Source organism: Phaeobacter sp. PT47_59, assembly GCF_028890025.1.
GTDB lineage: Bacteria > Pseudomonadota > Alphaproteobacteria > Rhodobacterales > Rhodobacteraceae > Phycobacter.
The window spans coordinates 34,086-49,776 of the sequence record NZ_JARCJL010000026.1; the positions used below are offsets into that span (position 1 = coordinate 34,086).

At 58.0% G+C, this 15,691-nt stretch carries 27 protein-coding genes; 2 read left to right on the forward strand and 25 right to left on the reverse strand.

From position 1 onward, the window contains the following. Positions 1–127: 127 nt before the first annotated feature. Entirely contained in the window at positions 128–1,867 is a 1,740-nt protein-coding gene (locus PXK01_RS18265; RefSeq protein ID WP_274861180.1) for a tetratricopeptide repeat-containing sulfotransferase family protein, read from the forward strand. A 115-nt stretch (positions 1,868–1,982) separates the two neighbouring features. On the opposite strand, the gene rpmD is transcribed toward PXK01_RS18265, so the two are convergent. The 24 genes from rpmD to rpsJ form a co-directional block, all read right to left on the reverse strand. Next, positions 1,983–2,171, reverse strand: coding sequence for a 50S ribosomal protein L30 (rpmD, locus tag PXK01_RS18270; protein ID WP_274849432.1), 189 nt, complete (start codon positions 2,169–2,171; stop codon positions 1,983–1,985). A gap of 12 nt (positions 2,172–2,183) precedes the next feature. After that, entirely contained in the window at positions 2,184–2,753 is a 570-nt protein-coding gene (rpsE, locus tag PXK01_RS18275; RefSeq protein WP_274849431.1) for a 30S ribosomal protein S5, read from the reverse strand. A 123-nt stretch (positions 2,754–2,876) separates the two neighbouring features. Continuing rightward, on the reverse strand, positions 2,877–3,236 hold the full coding sequence (gene rplR, locus PXK01_RS18280) for a 50S ribosomal protein L18 (RefSeq protein ID WP_274849430.1): 360 nt from the start codon (positions 3,234–3,236) through the stop codon (positions 2,877–2,879). 11 nt (positions 3,237–3,247) lie between these two features. Beyond that, positions 3,248–3,781: a 50S ribosomal protein L6 gene (gene rplF, locus PXK01_RS18285; RefSeq protein ID WP_274849429.1), complete on the reverse strand. Its 534-nt coding sequence runs from the start codon at positions 3,779–3,781 to the stop codon at positions 3,248–3,250. Positions 3,782–3,793: 12 nt separating this feature from the next. Further along, positions 3,794–4,186, reverse strand: a complete 393-nt coding sequence (rpsH, locus tag PXK01_RS18290) for a 30S ribosomal protein S8 (RefSeq protein WP_008554600.1) — start codon at positions 4,184–4,186, stop codon at positions 3,794–3,796. Between the two features lie 13 nt (positions 4,187–4,199). Beyond that, a complete protein-coding gene (gene rpsN, locus PXK01_RS18295) occupies positions 4,200–4,505 on the reverse strand; it encodes a 30S ribosomal protein S14 (RefSeq protein ID WP_065271461.1) in 306 nt (101 codons plus the stop codon). An 18-nt stretch (positions 4,506–4,523) separates the two neighbouring features. Next, entirely contained in the window at positions 4,524–5,087 is a 564-nt protein-coding gene (gene rplE / locus PXK01_RS18300) for a 50S ribosomal protein L5 (RefSeq protein WP_274849428.1), read from the reverse strand. Further along, positions 5,080–5,391 carry a 50S ribosomal protein L24 gene (gene rplX / locus PXK01_RS18305; protein ID WP_274849427.1) on the reverse strand — a complete coding sequence of 104 codons (312 nt, stop codon included), beginning with the start codon at positions 5,389–5,391 and terminating at the stop codon, positions 5,080–5,082. Before rplX ends, rplE begins: the two co-directional genes overlap by 8 nt. A gap of 2 nt (positions 5,392–5,393) precedes the next feature. Further along, entirely contained in the window at positions 5,394–5,762 is a 369-nt protein-coding gene (rplN, locus tag PXK01_RS18310; RefSeq protein WP_005621870.1) for a 50S ribosomal protein L14, read from the reverse strand. A 100-nt stretch (positions 5,763–5,862) separates the two neighbouring features. Further along, on the reverse strand, positions 5,863–6,093 hold the full coding sequence (rpsQ, locus tag PXK01_RS18315) for a 30S ribosomal protein S17 (protein WP_008555996.1): 231 nt from the start codon (positions 6,091–6,093) through the stop codon (positions 5,863–5,865). Between the two features lie 12 nt (positions 6,094–6,105). Beyond that, positions 6,106–6,306 (reverse strand): 50S ribosomal protein L29, encoded by a 201-nt coding sequence (gene rpmC / locus PXK01_RS18320; RefSeq protein ID WP_274849426.1) that lies wholly within the window; start codon positions 6,304–6,306, stop codon positions 6,106–6,108. A gap of 217 nt (positions 6,307–6,523) precedes the next feature. Then, a complete protein-coding gene (locus tag PXK01_RS22030; protein ID WP_446728463.1) occupies positions 6,524–6,886 on the reverse strand; it encodes a type II toxin-antitoxin system death-on-curing family toxin in 363 nt (120 codons plus the stop codon). A gap of 13 nt (positions 6,887–6,899) precedes the next feature. After that, entirely contained in the window at positions 6,900–7,085 is a 186-nt protein-coding gene (locus PXK01_RS18325; protein WP_274861182.1) for a hypothetical protein, read from the reverse strand. 81 nt (positions 7,086–7,166) lie between these two features. Beyond that, positions 7,167–7,787, reverse strand: coding sequence for a TIGR02466 family protein (locus PXK01_RS18330; protein ID WP_274861184.1), 621 nt, complete (start codon positions 7,785–7,787; stop codon positions 7,167–7,169). Between the two features lie 113 nt (positions 7,788–7,900). Continuing rightward, entirely contained in the window at positions 7,901–8,314 is a 414-nt protein-coding gene (rplP, locus tag PXK01_RS18335) for a 50S ribosomal protein L16 (protein ID WP_192965371.1), read from the reverse strand. 12 nt (positions 8,315–8,326) lie between these two features. Next, positions 8,327–9,037, reverse strand: a complete 711-nt coding sequence (gene rpsC / locus PXK01_RS18340) for a 30S ribosomal protein S3 (RefSeq protein WP_274849423.1) — start codon at positions 9,035–9,037, stop codon at positions 8,327–8,329. After that, complete coding sequence (rplV, locus tag PXK01_RS18345; protein ID WP_274849422.1) at positions 9,037–9,417, reverse strand: 50S ribosomal protein L22; 381 nt, start codon at positions 9,415–9,417, stop codon at positions 9,037–9,039. Before rplV ends, rpsC begins: the two co-directional genes overlap by 1 nt. A gap of 3 nt (positions 9,418–9,420) precedes the next feature. Then, positions 9,421–9,699 (reverse strand): 30S ribosomal protein S19, encoded by a 279-nt coding sequence (gene rpsS / locus PXK01_RS18350; protein ID WP_058335693.1) that lies wholly within the window; start codon positions 9,697–9,699, stop codon positions 9,421–9,423. Positions 9,700–9,702: 3 nt separating this feature from the next. Beyond that, positions 9,703–10,545, reverse strand: a complete 843-nt coding sequence (gene rplB, locus PXK01_RS18355; protein WP_274861185.1) for a 50S ribosomal protein L2 — start codon at positions 10,543–10,545, stop codon at positions 9,703–9,705. Positions 10,546–10,843: 298 nt separating this feature from the next. Further along, positions 10,844–11,680 carry a hypothetical protein gene (locus PXK01_RS18360; RefSeq protein WP_274861186.1) on the reverse strand — a complete coding sequence of 279 codons (837 nt, stop codon included), beginning with the start codon at positions 11,678–11,680 and terminating at the stop codon, positions 10,844–10,846. 164 nt (positions 11,681–11,844) lie between these two features. Continuing rightward, complete coding sequence (locus PXK01_RS18365; RefSeq protein WP_192965366.1) at positions 11,845–12,141, reverse strand: 50S ribosomal protein L23; 297 nt, start codon at positions 12,139–12,141, stop codon at positions 11,845–11,847. After that, positions 12,138–12,755: a 50S ribosomal protein L4 gene (gene rplD, locus PXK01_RS18370; protein WP_274849419.1), complete on the reverse strand. Its 618-nt coding sequence runs from the start codon at positions 12,753–12,755 to the stop codon at positions 12,138–12,140. Before rplD ends, PXK01_RS18365 begins: the two co-directional genes overlap by 4 nt. Further along, positions 12,752–13,477, reverse strand: coding sequence for a 50S ribosomal protein L3 (gene rplC, locus PXK01_RS18375; protein WP_274861191.1), 726 nt, complete (start codon positions 13,475–13,477; stop codon positions 12,752–12,754). Before rplC ends, rplD begins: the two co-directional genes overlap by 4 nt. A gap of 18 nt (positions 13,478–13,495) precedes the next feature. After that, complete coding sequence (gene rpsJ, locus PXK01_RS18380) at positions 13,496–13,810, reverse strand: 30S ribosomal protein S10 (RefSeq protein WP_058289455.1); 315 nt, start codon at positions 13,808–13,810, stop codon at positions 13,496–13,498. Between the two features lie 357 nt (positions 13,811–14,167). Between rpsJ and PXK01_RS18385 the strand changes: the two genes are divergently transcribed. Beyond that, entirely contained in the window at positions 14,168–14,803 is a 636-nt protein-coding gene (locus PXK01_RS18385) for a hypothetical protein (protein ID WP_274861187.1), read from the forward strand. Between the two features lie 231 nt (positions 14,804–15,034). Here PXK01_RS18385 and PXK01_RS18390 read toward each other — a convergent pair. Continuing rightward, on the reverse strand, positions 15,035–15,691 hold a 657-nt coding region (locus PXK01_RS18390), incomplete at its 5' end, for an EF-Tu C-terminal domain-related protein (RefSeq protein WP_274861189.1).

The following is a 15,691-nucleotide window of genomic DNA, read 5'->3' on the forward strand; positions in this document are numbered from 1 at the left end:
TTCTGCCCCAGCCCTTAAGAAAATCACATTGAGACTTACGTTGTGTGACGTAGTTCACATTGCATCTTCGCGCGTTGTCATATCAGCGTTTCTAATTGAAACAGTTTTATGACAAGGCGGGTGCCGGATGATTGCGTCTCATGACTTCAGGGCGGCAACGTCCTACCTCAACTCCGGCGCCTACAAATCGGCGCTGAAAATGGCGAAACGCCTGCAGAGCGCATATCCGCGCGACCCTGCGCCGTGGAACATTGCCGGCATCTGCCTATCGGCGATGAACAAGTTTCCCGCCTCGATTAGTCAATTCCAGCGTGCCCTGAAAATCGACCCCGGCTTTGTCGATGCGCGCCATAATCTGGCGCAAACCCTGATTCTGGCAGGGCGTTTCGAGCACGCCATCCGCATCGTCTCCCCGTTGCGCGAAACCGATCCCAAGGCCTGCTACTTTCTGGCCCAGGCCCAGTCCCAGCTTGGTGCTTTGGATGATGCTGAGGCATCGATTGGCCGGGCGCTGGAATTGCAGCCACGCTTTGCGCCTGCGCTGAACCTGCGAGGGCTTATCCTCACCAGCCTTGGCCGGGAAAACGATGCGCTCATCTGCTATGAGAAAGCGCTGACACTCGATCCTGACAATGTCGAGACCCTTGTGAATATCAGCCTTCCGCTGGCCCGGCAGAACCGACACGCCGAGGGCCACCAGATGGTTCAACGCGCCGTCGATCTGGCGCCGAACCACGTCGGGGCGAGGCTGCGGCTGGGAACCTCCTTCATCGAGGCCGGTGACTACACCCGCGCCAAGGCGCAGTTTCACGAGGTTCTCAAACTGGCCCCGGGGAACTCTCAGGCCTTTGATCAACTGACCCGACTGGCGGATCGTCAGGACATGATCGCGCTGGAAGACCCGGTGAAAAGAGCGTTGAAAAAGGTCGACGCGGAATCCATCGCCGCCGCAGAGCTGCATTTCGCAGCGTCACGGATTCACGAGGCTGCCGCGCATTACGACGCCGCCGCGACCTCCAGGCACCGGGCAAATGGCATCCTCGCACAGATCTTTCCCTATGACGCCGCAGGGGATGCCGAAGAGACCGCCCGGATTCTTGGCCGGTTTCCGACAGCCCCCTTGGCGCAGACCGCGGCAACCACAGGCCCCTGCCCGATCTATGTCCTGGGCCTTCCGCGCTCAGGCACATCGCTGGTCGAAGCCATGTTGAGCCGCCTGCCAGATGTTGCCCCGCTCGGAGAACGCACGGCGACCGGTGTGCTTGTTCAAGACATCCTGGCCAGCGATCTGCCGTTTGATGATAAAGCCGCCCGGAGCTTTGCCCGCCACGACCAGGCCCTGTTGCCCGATCTTCCGGGCAGCACCCTGGCCTATGTTGACAAGATGCCGGAAAACTATCGCTACATCGGCTTTCTGTGCACCGCCTACCCGCAATGCAAGATCGTGCATGTCAGGCGCGACCCGCGCGATGTGGCGCTGTCGATGTGGCGCACCCTGTTTTCTGGCCGCGCCCTGGCCTATACCTATGATCTCACCGCGATGGCGCAGCGCTTTGGGTTATACGCCCGCCTCATGGCGCACTGGGAAAAGCTATTCCCGGAGCAGATCCTGACCATCGACTATGAGGCCATCGTCGCTGAACCGGTTGCTGCAAGCCAATCGATCGCTGGATTTTGCGGGCTGGAATGGACCCCTGACATGAGCGCCCCAGAGGCAAGCGATGCGCCGACGCTGACGGCAAGTGCGTCGCAAATTCGCCAACCGGTCCATCAACGGTCGGTGGGCGCCTGGCGCCAGAACGCGGATGAACTCGCGGAATTCCTGGGGGCTCTTGATAGGGCCTATTGGCCGGGCCTTCAGGACTAGGCTCAGGCGCCATTCGACCCTGTGTCGGTTTTCGGCCAGGCCCTAAACACCCATGCCCCAAACGAAAAACGCCCCCGCATTGCGGAGGCGTTTGTCAGACTATGCCGCTGAGGGCTTAGTCTTTTTCTTCGATGATCTCGACCATGTGGGGGATCTTGTTGATCATGCCACGCACGGAAGGGGTATCTTCCAGCTCACGGGTCTTGTGCATCTTGTTCAGGCCCAGGCCGATCAGCGTCTGGCGCTGTTTGGCGGGGCGGCGGATCGGGGAGCCGATCTGCTTTACGACGATGGTCTTGGCCATGTGTCCGTCTCCTTACGCTTCAGCGGCTTCGGCAGCCGGTGCTTCGTCCCGCTTGGGCAGGATGTCGGCAACCTTTTTGCCACGACGCTGGGCAACCGAACGCGGGCTCTGCTCTTTGGTCAGGCCGTTGATGGTTGCGCGGATCATGTTGTAGGGGTTCTGCGAACCGATCGACTTCGAGACAACGTCCTTGACGCCCAGCATCTCGAAAACGGCACGCATCGGACCACCGGCGATGATACCGGTACCTTCCGGTGCGGTGCGCATGACGACCTTGCCGGCACCGTGACGACCGTTCATGTCGTGGTGCAGGGTACGGCCCTCTTTCAGCGGCACGCGGATCATCTGACGCTTGGCCTGCTCGGTTGCCTTGCGGATGGCCTCGGGCACTTCTTTCGCCTTACCCTTGCCAAAGCCGACGCGGCCTTTCTGATCGCCAACGACGACGAGCGCGGCAAAGCCAAAGCGCTTACCGCCTTTAACGGTTTTCGACACGCGGTTGATCGCGACCAGGCGATCTGCGAATTCCGGTGTTTCCTCTTCGCGGCGGCCACGGCCACGGCGGTTTTCACGTTCTGCCATGAGGCATTCCTTTCTGACTGGCGCGTCCAATAGGCAGGGGCGCCTGTTATCTCAATCCTGGTGAGAGGTCCCGGACGGGACCCTCCCGGATCATCGGGGCGGCGCGAACGCCGCCCGCAGGTCTTAGATCTTCAGACCACCTTCACGCGCAGCGTCGGCCAGAGCCTTCACCTTGCCGTGGAACAGGAAGCCACCACGATCGAAATAGGCCTCGGAGACGCCAGCCGCCTTGGCACGCTCGGCGATCACCGAACCCACTTTGGTGGCGGCTTCGATGTTGTTCTTGCCAACAAAGCCGAGATCTTTTTCCAGGGTCGAGGCCGCTGCCAGGGTCTTGCCCGCAACATCGTCGATCAGCTGAACCGAGATGTTCTTGTTCGAGCGGTGCACGGAAAGACGCACACGACCGGCGTTGACCTTGCGAAGCTTGTTCCGGACGCGCAGGCGACGCTTCAGAAACAGGGTACGTTTGCTGTTTGCCATTTTGCTGGTCCTTACTTCTTCTTGCCTTCCTTGCGGAAGATAAACTCGCCCTTGTAGCGGATACCCTTGCCTTTGTAGGGCTCGGGACGGCGCCAATCGCGGATTTTCGCCGCAACTTCGCCAACCTGCTGCTGGTCGTTACCTTCCACAACGATTTCGGTCTGCTTCGGAGCGGTGATGGTGACACCTTCCGGAGCAACGAAGTCGACGTCGTGGCTATAGCCCAGGTTCAGCTTCAGGGTGTTGCCCTGCATGCTTGCCCGGTAACCCACACCCTGGATCTCCAGCTCTTTCTTGAAGCCGGTGGTCACGCCTGCAACCAGGTTTGCAACCATGGTGCGGGACATGCCCCACTGCTGACGGGCACGTTTGGACTTGCCGCGCGGCTCGACCTTAACAACGTTGTCCTCGACAGTCAGGGTGACGTCGTCGGTGGCGGTGAAGCTACGGGTCCCCTTGGGGCCTTTCACTTCGACGGTCTGGCCGGACACGCTTGCGGAAACACCGCTGGGCAGTTCGACCGGTTTCTTACCAATACGGGACATCTGATAGCCTCCTTAGAAGACGGTGCAGAGCACTTCGCCGCCGACGTTGGCTGCGCGTGCGTTTGCGTCCGACATCACACCCTTGGGGGTGGAGACAATCGACACGCCCAGGCCCTGACGGACCGACGGAATGTCATTGACGCCCATGTAAACGCGACGACCGGGTTTGGAGACCCGCTTCAGTTCGCGAATGACGGGTTCGCCATCGAAGTACTTGAGGCTGATTTCGATGGCCGGGTGGCCATTTTCACCAGTGGTTTTCTCATAGCCGCGGATGTAACCCTCGTCCGCCAGCACATCCAGAACCCATGCCCGCAGCTTGGAAGCCGGGGTCATGACGGTGGATTTGCCGCGCATCTGCGAGTTACGGATACGGGTGAGCATATCGCCGATAGGATCGTTCATATCTGTCTCTCCCTTACCAGCTCGATTTCACCATGCCGGGGATCTGGCCATTGGAGCCCAGTTCCCGCAGAGCGATACGGCTGATCTTCAGCTTACGATAGTAAGCGTGCGGACGGCCGGTCAGCTGGCAGCGGTTGTGCAGACGGGTTGCCGACGAGTTGCGCGGCAGTTTCGCCAGTTTCAGACGCGCCTTGAAGCGCTCTTCCATCGGGCGGTTTTCGTCATTTGCGATTTCTTTCAGCTCGGCGCGCTTTGCGGCATACTGAGCCACCAGGCGCTCGCGCTTCTTCTCGCGTTCGATCATGCTTTTCTTAGCCATGTCTCTTCCTTCCCGCGCTTAGCTGTTGAAGGGCATGTTGAAAGCTTTCAACAGCGCCTTTGCTTCCGCGTCGGTGTTCGCGGTGGTGGCAATCACAATGTCCATGCCCCAGGGTTCGTCGATCTTGTCGAAGTCGATCTCGGGGAACACCATGTGTTCTTTCAGGCCCATGGCGTAGTTGCCACGACCGTCGAACGAGTTACCCGACACACCGCGGAAGTCGCGGATACGGGGCATTGCGATGGTGATCAGACGATCCAGGAATTCGTACATCCGGTCGCCGCGCAGGGTCACCTTGGCGCCCATCGGCATGCCTTCGCGAACGCGGAAGCCGGCGATGGAGTTCTTGGCGACGGTGGTCAGCGCCTTCTGGCCCGCGATCGCGGTCAGGTCGGCCTGAGCGGACTTGGCTTTCTTGCTGTCTTTGACGGCAGCACGGCCACAGCCGATGTTCAGAACGATCTTGTCCAGCTTGGGGATCATCATCTCGTTCTTGTAGCTGAATTCCTCTTTCAGGGCGCCACGGATGGTGTCCTTGTAGAGATCCTTCAGACGCGGGGTGTAGTTTGCGGAATCAAGCATCGATCACGTCCCCCGTGGTCTTGGCAAAACGCACTTTCTTGTCGCCTTCCATGCGGAAGCCAACGCGGGTTGCTTTGCCGTTTGCGTCCAGCAGAGCCAGGTTCGACAGGTCGATCGGCAGGGCCTTGGGCAGGCGGCCGCCTTGGCTTGTCTGGCTCTGACGGGTGTGGCGGATCGCCATGTTCACGCCGTCGACAACAGCTTTACCGGCTTTGGGGTCAACGGAGGCGATGGTGCCTTCCTTGCCCTTGTCCTTACCGGCCAGCACGACGACCTTGTCGCCTTTGCGGAGTTTAGCAGCCATGATTACAGCACCTCCGGAGCGAGCGAGATGATTTTCATGAAGTTCTTCGCGCGCAGTTCACGAACAACCGGGCCAAAGATACGGGTACCGACCGGCTCGTTGTTGTTGTTCAGGATGACGGCGGCGTTGCGATCGAAACGGATCGCGGTACCGTCTTCGCGGCGGACTTCTTTGGCGGTGCGCACGACGACGGCCTTACGGACGTCACCTTTCTTTACGCGACCGCGCGGGATGGCTTCCTTGACCGAGACGACGATGATGTCGCCAACGGATGCGTATTTACGCTTGGAACCACCCAGAACCTTGATGCACTGAACTCGGCGCGCGCCGGAGTTGTCAGCAACATCCAGATTGGTTTGCATCTGGATCATGTGGTTTCTCCCGACCTTTGGGGCAGCGATGCGTGCTGGTATCCCCCAGGGTTTCGACTGTGCTAAAAAGCCTAGTCGCCAGGAGCCTTGTTACAGGCTCTTAGGCTTCCAGAACTTCCCAGCGTTTCGTTTTCGATTTCGGCGCGCATTCGATGATGCGTACGGTGTCGCCGACCTTGAAAGCGTTCTTTTCATCGTGAGCCCGGTATTTCTTGGACTTACGGATGGTTTTCTTCAGAACCGGATGCGTAAAGCGGCGCTCTACGGAGACAGTCACGGTCTGTGCGTTTGCGTCGGAGGTCACGACGCCTTGCAGGATACGTTTGGGCATCTGAGTAGCTCCTTATTCAGCCGCTGCGGCGGCTTTTTCGTTCAGGATGGTTTTCACCTTGGCTGCGTTACGGCGCGCGTTGCGCACTGCAGCGGTGTTTTCCAGCTGACCGGTTGCCTGCTGAAAGCGCAGGTTGAAGCTCTCTTTTTTCATGGATGCAAGCAGATCGCGGAGTTCGTCCACGGTCTTTTCGCGCAGATCATTGGCGTTCATCGCCTTTGTTCCTTTTCCTTGGCACCAGAGGGCCCCTTTTGTTGGGTCACCCTTGGGTCTGGTGGGTTATGTCGCCCGTGCCCGGAAGGATCCGGACACGAAAAATGGATCACCGCGACTCATCACTGAGCGCGGCGATGGGTCCATATAGGAGAGATGGCGGATGGGGGCAAGGGAAAGATTAGGGACTACTCGCCGGAACCGCCCCCCCTTACGACTATCGAGCCGTCTTCAAGCGGAGCCGAAACCATTCAGACGTTTGGTCGAATGAGCAACTTCCGTCAGCGACACCGACAACCAGATCATCGATCGGTTCATCGTCGGGGATATCCAAGTAATATCCGCTTCTCTCGATAAGGATCTCAGTAACCAGCCACGCGGTTCGCTTGTTGCCATCTACGAACCCATGATTTGCAACCATGCTTTCGAGCAAGGCTGCAGCCTTTCGGTAGATCCTCAAATGATATCCAGAATATGGGCGTCCAAGGGCAGACTCGATCAAATCCAGACTGCTTATGCCAGAACGCCCACCGTAGCTGAGCGCCTCGTCATGCGCGGTAATCGCATCAGCAAGCGTCACCCGGTAGTGCCGCCTACCGATTGACCAAACGCTTCATCGCCTCTTTTCGTTTTGACGAAGCCCCCTTCACCACACTTTCGGTAAGCGGACTGGCTTTGTCGTCGCCTCGGGCAGTAGACACCATCACGAAGCGCCCGGTCTTGGCGCTGCGACCAATCTTACCACCCTTGACCGTTTCGTGTTTCAATTTTTCCGCCACAGCCTTTGCCCTTATGATCCGATGGTTGGTACTCTAGACCTCAGATAGTATCTTAGATGGTACATTGGAAGTGTGAGGAAATCACTCCCACTTATAGTTGAAGCTCACCGAAATCCGCTCGTCCTCGGCCATGTTCAGCGGCACCTCGTGGCGGATGAAGCTTTCCCACAAGAGCACATCGCCCACCTTGGGGGACTGGTAGACGAAGGTCTTCAGCTCCTGGCGGCAGTCCTTGCGGCGCGGGGGATGGGCCATCATCATCGCGTGGCGCGGATCTTCCAGCTTCAGCGCGCTGGCGCCTTCGGGCATCGACACATAGGTGGTACCCGAGATCACCGAATGGGGATGAATGTGGCTGGCGTGGGTGCCGCCTTCGGGCAGGATGTTGATCCAGAGATCCTCCAGCACCAGCTTGCGGTCATCCAGCTCCAACTCCAGGTCCTCGGCAAAGGCCGCCACATGGGCATCCAGCGATTTCACCAGATCGGCGAAGATCGGGAACCGCCAGGGCAAATCCGTCAGCGAGGCATAGGAGGTATAGCCGGGATAGCCATTCTCCTCGCACCAGTCCTGGCCGGCCTCGTCATCCTCCGCGATGACAAGGCAGGAGTTTTCAAGTTCGCCCGTGTCGATCTTTGGTCCGTGTTCGGACAGTTCAGCGCGATAGAGACGGGTTACGAAGAGAGAGTCGATCTGTGCCATGGTCCCGTTCATACTCCAGTCAAGGCGAGAGGGCGAGAGGGCACGCGGCCCAAAAGAAAAAACCCCCGCCGATTGCTCGGCGGGGGTTTCTATTTCTTGCGACAAAACCGGGCTTACCAGTCTTCGCGGACCACGACGCGGGTCTTGATCGGCAGCTTCATCGCGGCCAGGCGCAGGGCCTCGCGGGCGATGTCGTCATTGACGCCGTCGATTTCGAACATCACGCGACCGGGCTTTACCTTGCAGGCCCAGAAATCCACGGAGCCCTTACCTTTACCCATACGAACTTCGACGGGCTTGGAGGTCACAGGGGTGTCCGGGAAGATGCGGATCCAGACGCGGCCCTGACGCTTCATGTGACGCGTCATGGCACGACGTGCAGCTTCGATCTGGCGCGCGGTAACGCGCTCGGGCTCAAGAGCCTTCAGACCGTAGGTGCCGAAGTTCAGATCGGAACCACCCTTGGCCAGACCCTTGATCCGGCCCTTCTGCATCTTGCGGAATTTCGTACGCTTGGGTTGAAGCATCTCATACCCTCCTTAGCGACGACCGCCACCAGCACCACGGGGTGCAGGGCCGTCCTGGATTTCCTGAGACTTACGATCACGCGCCTGCGGGTCATGCTCCATGATCTCGCCTTTGAAGATCCAGACCTTGATCCCGATGATCCCATAGGGGGTCATGGCTTCGGAGTGAGCGTAATCGATGTCGGCGCGCAGGGTGTGCAGCGGCACACGGCCTTCACGGTACCATTCGGTACGGGCGATTTCGGCACCACCCAGACGACCCGCGACGTTCACCCGGATACCCAGGGCGCCCATGCGCATTGCGTTCTGAACGGCACGCTTCATCGCGCGACGGAAGGAGACACGACGTTCCAGCTGCTGGGCGATGCTCTCGCCGACCAGCTGAGCGTCCATCTCGGGCTTGCGGACTTCAACGATGTTGAGGTGCAGTTCCGACTCGGTCATCGCGGCGATCTTCTTGCGAAGAACCTCGATGTCGGCGCCTTTCTTGCCGATGATCACGCCCGGACGCGCGGTGTGAATGGTCACACGGCACTTCTTGTGGGGGCGTTCGATGATCACGCGGGCAACACCTGCCTGCTTGCACTCTTCCTTGATGAACTCGCGGATTTTCAGATCTTCCAGCAGAAGATCACCGTAGTCCTTGGTGTCGGCGTACCAACGGCTGTCCCAGGTGCGGTTGACCTGAAGGCGCATGCCGACCGGATTGACTTTATGTCCCATTAGGCTTGCTCCTCAACTTGACGCACCTTGATGGTGATCTCGGCGAACGGCTTCAGGATCTTGCCGAAGCGACCACGGGCCCGCGGACGACCGCGCTTCATGGTCATGTTCTTGCCGACCCATGCCTCGGCGACGATCAGTTCATCGACGTCCAGGTTGTGGTTGTTCTCGGCGTTGGCGATGGCGGACTGAAGGCATTTCTTCACGTCCTGCGCGATCCGCTTGTTGGAGAAAGTCAGGTCCGTCAGGGCCTTGTCCACTTTCTTGCCACGGATCATCTGAGCCACCAGGTTCAGTTTCTGCGGGCTGGTGCGAAGCATGCGGGTTTTCGCCATTGCTTCGTTGTCGGCCACGCGGCGGGGATTCTTTTCCTTACCCATGACTTACTTCCGCTTCGCTTTCTTGTCCGCAGCATGACCATAGTAGGTCCGGGTCGGCGAATACTCACCGAACTTCTGACCGATCATGTCTTCCGAGACGTTGACAGGGATGTGCTTCTGGCCGTTGTAGACACCAAAGGTCAGACCCACGAACTGGGGCAGGATGGTGCTGCGACGCGACCAGATCTTGATCACTTCATTGCGGCCCGATTCACGTGCAGCTTCGGCTTTCTTAAGCACGTAGCTGTCAACGAAAGGACCTTTCCATACAGAGCGAGACATAGATTAACGCCCCTTCTTCTTGGCGTGACGCGAGCGGATGATAAGCTTTTGCGACGCTTTGTTTTTGTTGCGGGTACGCTTACCCTTGGTCGGCTTACCCCAGGGGGTCACCGGGTGACGACCACCAGAGGTACGACCTTCACCACCACCGTGCGGGTGATCGATCGGGTTCATGACCACACCACGCACCGAAGGACGCTTGCCCTTGTGGCGCATACGGCCAGCTTTACCGTAGTTCTGGTTGCTGTTGTCGGGGTTGGAAACCGCACCAACGGTTGCCATGCATTCCTGACGGACCATGCGAAGTTCACCCGAGGACAGGCGGATCTGCGCGTAGCCACCGTCACGACCAACGAACTGAGCGTAGGTACCGGCTGCACGGGCGATCTGGCCGCCTTTGCCGGGCTTCATTTCGATGTTGTGGATGATGGTACCGATCGGCATGCCCGAGAACGGCATCGCGTTGCCCGGCTTGATGTCTGCCTTTGCGGAGGCGATGACCTTGTCACCAACTGCCAGACGCTGAGGGGCCAGGATATAGGCCTGCTCGCCGTCGTCGTACTTCACCAGGGCGATGAAGGCAGTCCGGTTGGGGTCATATTCAATGCGCTCGACGGTTGCGGCGACATCAAATTTGTTCCGTTTGAAGTCAACGATCCGGTAAAGACGCTTTGCGCCACCACCACGGCGGCGAGAAGTGATCCGTCCGGTGTTGTTCCGGCCGCCCGATTTGGTCAGACCCTCAGTGAGAGACTTGACCGGACGCCCTTTCCAAAGCTCCGAACGGTCGATCAGAACCAGCCCACGCTGGCCCGGCGTCGTCGGTTTATACGACTTAAGTGCCATGCTTTCTGTCTTCCGTTTAGCGTGCCGGGTCTTAGGTTCTTGTCTTTGACCCAGCTATGTTAAAGCCCCCTGATGTGCCGCATGCGGCGGGTCAGGTGACCGATCTGAAGGGCCCCGAAGGTCCCAGGTTATTCAGTATCCCGACAAAAGAGACAGCCCCGGACGAATCCGAGGCCTTCAGGATTGGTGCCGTTTAGCAGAGGTTCGTGGGGGTGGCAATGGGGAAGACGGCATCCGCCGCCCAATTGACTGGTTCGCTACCCCGTGAGGATTTAACCCAAACAGGGAGATGAACTACTCACAGACTGCGCAGCGCCTCCGACAGCTCGCTCTGACTAAACCCATCGTCAATTCTCCAACCCATCTTACCGTTCTCTTGGATATAGGGATCGTAAACAATCGCTTCAGTAAAACAAACTGGACGCGCCTCAGAACCTTCAGACGATGAACATCCAGCCTTGCTATATGCATCAGCGGATACGGTTACAATTTCATTGTCTCCCAGTTTGACTTCAAACTTTGCGATGCCTCCCGTGTCCTCAGAAGTCCCGCCAGCGTATACTTCGACTTTACCAGACCTCTCTTCAGCAATGAAGATAACCACACGATAGTTTGGATCTTTGGGTCGGAATAGATCTAGAATATCTGCTTCAGTAGACCCCAACTCGGTCTTCTGCTGCAGGACAAACTTGCTCAAGGCAGACTTCGAGTTATAGTAACCTTGCCGAACACTATTTGAAACGGTGGTCCTGATATGCCCACCAATGCTCGCTTCAACAATTTTTACATCGTTTATTGGCAAGCCTGATACACCAAATCCCGCCATATTGCGCGCTTCAATATCTCGCGGAGCACTAGCGGTTCCCGGCGTCAATGCAACTTGTCCCAACGGCGTTAACCTATTCGCACTGACATTCCAGAGGTAGAATGTTCCAGCTGGCGTTGCACGAGGATCCAACATCCCCGTCCGACTTGGTTTGGCATAAGAGTAGTCAACCCGCGCTGTATTTAGTCCGTTGTGGTGACAGTTAGCCAACACAAAAACGCACCCAAACGCCAACATCGACCGCACAATCATATTCCCCTCCTCACAAAATACACCACCAATAATTCTGGTGACAAAGTAGTTGTCCAAAACGCGCAATTCAATTTTCTCGTGTATACAACAACACCGTTACAATCCAAAGTGCTTTTTACACGCCCAAAGGAAAGCTACCGCCTAGTTGGCCTCCATACTGACGCCAACGAAAAAGGCCCCCGCTTTCGCGAGGGCCTTCGATCTTCTCAAAGAAACAGATCTCAGAGTCCGGTGGACACGTCGATGGTGTTGCCTTCTTCCAGGGTCACATAGGCTTTCTTGACGTCCTTGCGACGGCCGATCTGGCCGCGGAAACGCTTGACCTTACCCTTGGTGATGGTGGTGTTGACCGCTTTGACCTTCACACCAAAGAGCGCCTCGACGGCCTCCTTGATCTGGGGCTTGTTGCTGTCGATCGCCACTTCGAAAACCACTGCACCGGCTTCCGATGCCATGGTGGATTTCTCGGTGATGATCGGCTTGCGGATCACGTCGTAGTGTTCTGCCTTCGCGCTCATTTCAGTCGAGCCTCCAGTGCTTCGACACCCGCCTTGGTGATCACCAGGGTGTCACGCTTGAGGATGTCATAGACGTTTGCACCCATCGTCGGCAGGATATCCAGACCTTCGATGTTGCGCGATGCTTTGAGGAAACCCTCGTTCACCGAGGCACCGTCGATGACCAGCGCGCGCTTCCAGCCCAGGTTCTTCACCTGCTTGGCCAGCAGTGCGGTCTTGCCTTCTGCGGTTGCGTCCTCGATCACGACCAGCTCACCGGCTTTCGCCTTGGCGGACAGCGCGTGGCGCAGGCCCAGCTTGCGGAACTTCTTGGTCAGCTCGTGGCCGTGGCTGCGCGGGGTCGGACCCTTGTAGATACCACCCTTGCGGAAGATCGGCGCGTTACGGTCACCATGGCGTGCGCCACCGGTGCCCTTTTGGCGGTAGATCTTCTTGGTCGAGTAGGAGGTCTCCGAGCGGGTCTTGACCTTGTGGGTACCGGCCTGCGCGTTGTTGCGCTGCCAGCGGACCACACGGTGCAGGATGTCCGCACGCGGCTCCAGACCGAACAGGTCTTCGGACAGTTCGATATCGCCTGCCTTGCCGCCGTCGAGTTTGATCACATCAAGTTTCATGCTTCACCACCTTCCGCGGGCGCTTCTTCCGCCGGTGCTTCGGTTGCTGCTGCCTTCAGAGCGGCCGGGAAGGGCAGACCTTCGGGCGCTTTCTTCTTGACGGCATCCTTGACGGTTACCCAACCGGATTTCGGACCGGGCACGGCGCCTTTGATGAACACCAGGCCACGCTCGGCGTCGGTTTTCACGACTTCGAGGTTCTGGGTGGTCACGCGGGCAGCACCCATGTGGCCGGCCATCTTCTTGCCTTTGAAGACCTTGCCGGGATCCTGACACTGGCCGGTGGAGCCGTGCGAACGGTGGGAGATCGACACACCGTGCGAGGCGCGCAGACCACCAAAGTTCCAGCGCTTCATGGCGCCTGCGAAACCTTTACCGATCGAGGTGCCGGTCACGTCCACTTTCTGACCTTCCAGGAAGTGCTCGGCCGAGATTTCGGCGCCGACTTCGATCAGGGCATCCGCGGGGACGCGGAATTCGACCAGCTTCCGCTTGGGTTCAACCTTTGCAGCGGCAAAGTGACCGCGCATCGCCTTGGAGACGCGCTTTACCTTGGCCGAGCCTGCGCCCAGCTGAACGGCGGTGTAGCCGTCTTTGTCTTCGGTGCGTTGCGACACCACCTGCAGACCGTCCAAGTGAAGAACGGTAACAGGGATCTGCTTGCCGTCTTCCATGAACAGCCGGGTCATGCCGACTTTCTTTGCGATAATACCAGAGCGCATATTCATTACCCTCCGATCTTACGACTGCAGCTTGATCTCGACGTCCACGCCAGCCGCCAGGTCGAGCTTCATCAGCGCGTCCACGGTCTGGGGGGTCGGATCAACGATATCCAGCATACGCTTGTGCGTACGGATCTCGAACTGGTCACGGGATTTCTTGTCGACGTGGGGACCACGCAGAACGGTGAATTTCTCGATCTTGTTCGGAAGCGGGATCGGGCCACGAACCTGCGCGCCGGTGCGCTTTGCAGTGTTCACGATTTCCTGGGTGCTGGCATCCAGCACGCGGTAATCAAAAGCCTTCAGCCGAATGCGAATGTTTTGACTTTGCATTTCGTCAGCCTTTTGTAGGCGTTGGAGTTGAGAGGAGGGCCCACGACCACCGCACACCCTCATCGAACCCAAAGGGCGGGAATCACCCCGCCCTGTTCCCGACATGCGGGATGGGGCCTGTTACACCCGTTGAGCTGAGGTGGCAAGATGTTTCGCGCGCGAAACGGTTGCGGGTGGGGCGGGCGGTAGATTTGGGGATTGTTTGGGCGTGCCGACAAAATGGCTTAAATGGATACGTTCAACAGAAATCAACCAAAAGCTTAAGGGAGCTGGCAGCTTGCACGACTAGATGGCGCTGGAATAAATGACTATCGTTTCAATAATAACACCCTATTTCCTCACACATCGGAGGCTCGTTTGTCCTCAATTATCTTTGATTTCAATGAAGAAACAGCGCTTCTCGCGGTAGATACTCTTGCGACTACGCCCAACGGGACGCCAAGTTTTTTCACTGCAAAAGCGCAATATGTGCCACATCTCAAGACGATTATCGCAGGAACCGGTTGCGCTGGCTTCGCAGCGGATTGGGCTACATACATCAACAATAGAATGCTCCTCACTGGTATCGAAAACCTAGACTACCACACACCAAGTTCGCTTGAGCGTCGGTGGGACGAAATTAGGTCAATCGAGAAGATACCGAGCGATGTCACTACTACTGTCTACCATATTGGATACAGTACCCACGACCAATGTATGAAAGGGTTTGCCTATCGTTCTGCAAACGGATTTATCTCCGAAAGGCTGGATTATGGCCTACGTTTCAAACCAGAATGCACCCCTCCCAATAGAGAAACCTTCATTGAGTGGCTTCCAAAGGCTATGAACGAGCAACGTGCCATTCAAGAGCGCAAACCGGTTGAAAAGCAGGTATTCATTGGAGGCGAATGCATCCTCTTCGCTCTTGATGCCACGACATGCCTAACATCGACGGTATTTGAGTTTTCTGATTTTTGTGAGCAAATGGAAACTGCCCTTCAGCAATGCCCGTAATAGCGGTATTGGCCCGGACGCCCGGCGTTCGGGCCACGCCCGACCAGGCCGGAGGGCGGGCGCGCTTTGCGCACCCGAGGCTCTCGCCTCCTGCTGGCCTCATAAGCTCCACCCGAGCTTTTGCAAGACGGCCTTCGGCCCCTGGTCGGACCCTGCCCTGCTCAACCGGTACCGCATAGAAAAAGGGCGCCGCAAGGGCGCCCTTTCCGTTTGATCATTCGCAAGTGCGAATTATTCAATGATTTTGGAAACGACGCCGGCGCCGACGGTGCGGCCGCCTTCGCGGATGGCGAAGCGCAGGCCGTCTTCCATCGCGATCGGTGCGATCAGCTCAACCGAGAACTTCAGGTTGTCGCCCGGCATCACCATCTCGGTACCTTCCGGCAGGGTCACGGTGCCAGTGACGTCGGTGGTACGGAAGTAGAACTGCGGACGATAGTTCGCAAAGAACGGGGTGTGACGGCCGCCTTCTTCCTTGGTCAGGATATAGGCTTCGGCTTCGAACTTGGTGTGCGGGGTCACGGAACCCGGCTTACACAGAACCTGGCCACGCTCGACCGACTCACGGTCGATACCACGCAGCAGCGCGCCGATGTTGTCGCCTGCTTCACCGCGGTCCAGCAGCTTGCGGAACATTTCAACGCCGGTGCAGGTGGTCTTGGTGGTGTCTTTGATGCCGACGATTTCGATTTCGTCGCCAACGTTGATCACGCCACGCTCAACACGACCGGTCACAACGGTACCACGGCCCGAGATCGAGAACACGTCTTCGATCGGCATCAGGAACGGCTGGTCAACAGCACGCTCAGGCGTCGGGATGTACTCGTCCACGGCCGCCATCAGTTCCTTGATCTTGTTCTCGCCGATTTCCGGGTCACGGCCTTCCAT

Coding starts and splice junctions, on each gene's coding strand:
- PXK01_RS18265 (WP_274861180.1), top strand. CDS start 128: ATGATTGCGTCTCATGACTTCAGGGCGGCAACGTCCTACCTCAACTCC.
- rpmD (WP_274849432.1), bottom strand. CDS start 2,171: ATGGCCAAGACCATCGTCGTAAAGCAGATCGGCTCCCCGATCCGCCGC.
- rpsE (WP_274849431.1), bottom strand. CDS start 2,753: ATGGCAGAACGTGAAAACCGCCGTGGCCGTGGCCGCCGCGAAGAGGAA.
- rplR (WP_274849430.1), bottom strand. CDS start 3,236: ATGGCAAACAGCAAACGTACCCTGTTTCTGAAGCGTCGCCTGCGCGTC.
- rplF (WP_274849429.1), bottom strand. CDS start 3,781: ATGTCCCGTATTGGTAAGAAACCGGTCGAACTGCCCAGCGGTGTTTCC.
- rpsH (WP_008554600.1), bottom strand. CDS start 4,186: ATGAACGATCCTATCGGCGATATGCTCACCCGTATCCGTAACTCGCAG.
- rpsN (WP_065271461.1), bottom strand. CDS start 4,505: ATGGCTAAGAAAAGCATGATCGAACGCGAGAAGAAGCGCGAGCGCCTG.
- rplE (WP_274849428.1), bottom strand. CDS start 5,087: ATGCTTGATTCCGCAAACTACACCCCGCGTCTGAAGGATCTCTACAAG.
- rplX (WP_274849427.1), bottom strand. CDS start 5,391: ATGGCTGCTAAACTCCGCAAAGGCGACAAGGTCGTCGTGCTGGCCGGT.
- rplN (WP_005621870.1), bottom strand. CDS start 5,762: ATGATCCAGATGCAAACCAATCTGGATGTTGCTGACAACTCCGGCGCG.
- rpsQ (WP_008555996.1), bottom strand. CDS start 6,093: ATGCCCAAACGTATCCTGCAAGGCGTCGTGACCTCCGACGCAAACGCA.
- rpmC (WP_274849426.1), bottom strand. CDS start 6,306: ATGAACGCCAATGATCTGCGCGAAAAGACCGTGGACGAACTCCGCGAT.
- PXK01_RS18330 (WP_274861184.1), bottom strand. CDS start 7,787: ATGGCACAGATCGACTCTCTCTTCGTAACCCGTCTCTATCGCGCTGAA.
- rplP (WP_192965371.1), bottom strand. CDS start 8,314: ATGCTTCAACCCAAGCGTACGAAATTCCGCAAGATGCAGAAGGGCCGG.
- rpsC (WP_274849423.1), bottom strand. CDS start 9,037: ATGGGACATAAAGTCAATCCGGTCGGCATGCGCCTTCAGGTCAACCGC.
- rplV (WP_274849422.1), bottom strand. CDS start 9,417: ATGGGTAAGGAAAAGAATCCCCGCCGCGTGGCCGACAACGAAGCAATG.
- rpsS (WP_058335693.1), bottom strand. CDS start 9,699: ATGTCTCGCTCTGTATGGAAAGGTCCTTTCGTTGACAGCTACGTGCTT.
- rplB (WP_274861185.1), bottom strand. CDS start 10,545: ATGGCACTTAAGTCGTATAAACCGACGACGCCGGGCCAGCGTGGGCTG.
- PXK01_RS18365 (WP_192965366.1), bottom strand. CDS start 12,141: ATGAGCGCGAAGGCAGAACACTACGACGTGATCCGCAAGCCGATCATC.
- rplD (WP_274849419.1), bottom strand. CDS start 12,755: ATGAAACTTGATGTGATCAAACTCGACGGCGGCAAGGCAGGCGATATC.
- rplC (WP_274861191.1), bottom strand. CDS start 13,477: ATGCGCTCTGGTATTATCGCAAAGAAAGTCGGCATGACCCGGCTGTTC.
- rpsJ (WP_058289455.1), bottom strand. CDS start 13,810: ATGCAAAGTCAAAACATTCGCATTCGGCTGAAGGCTTTTGATTACCGC.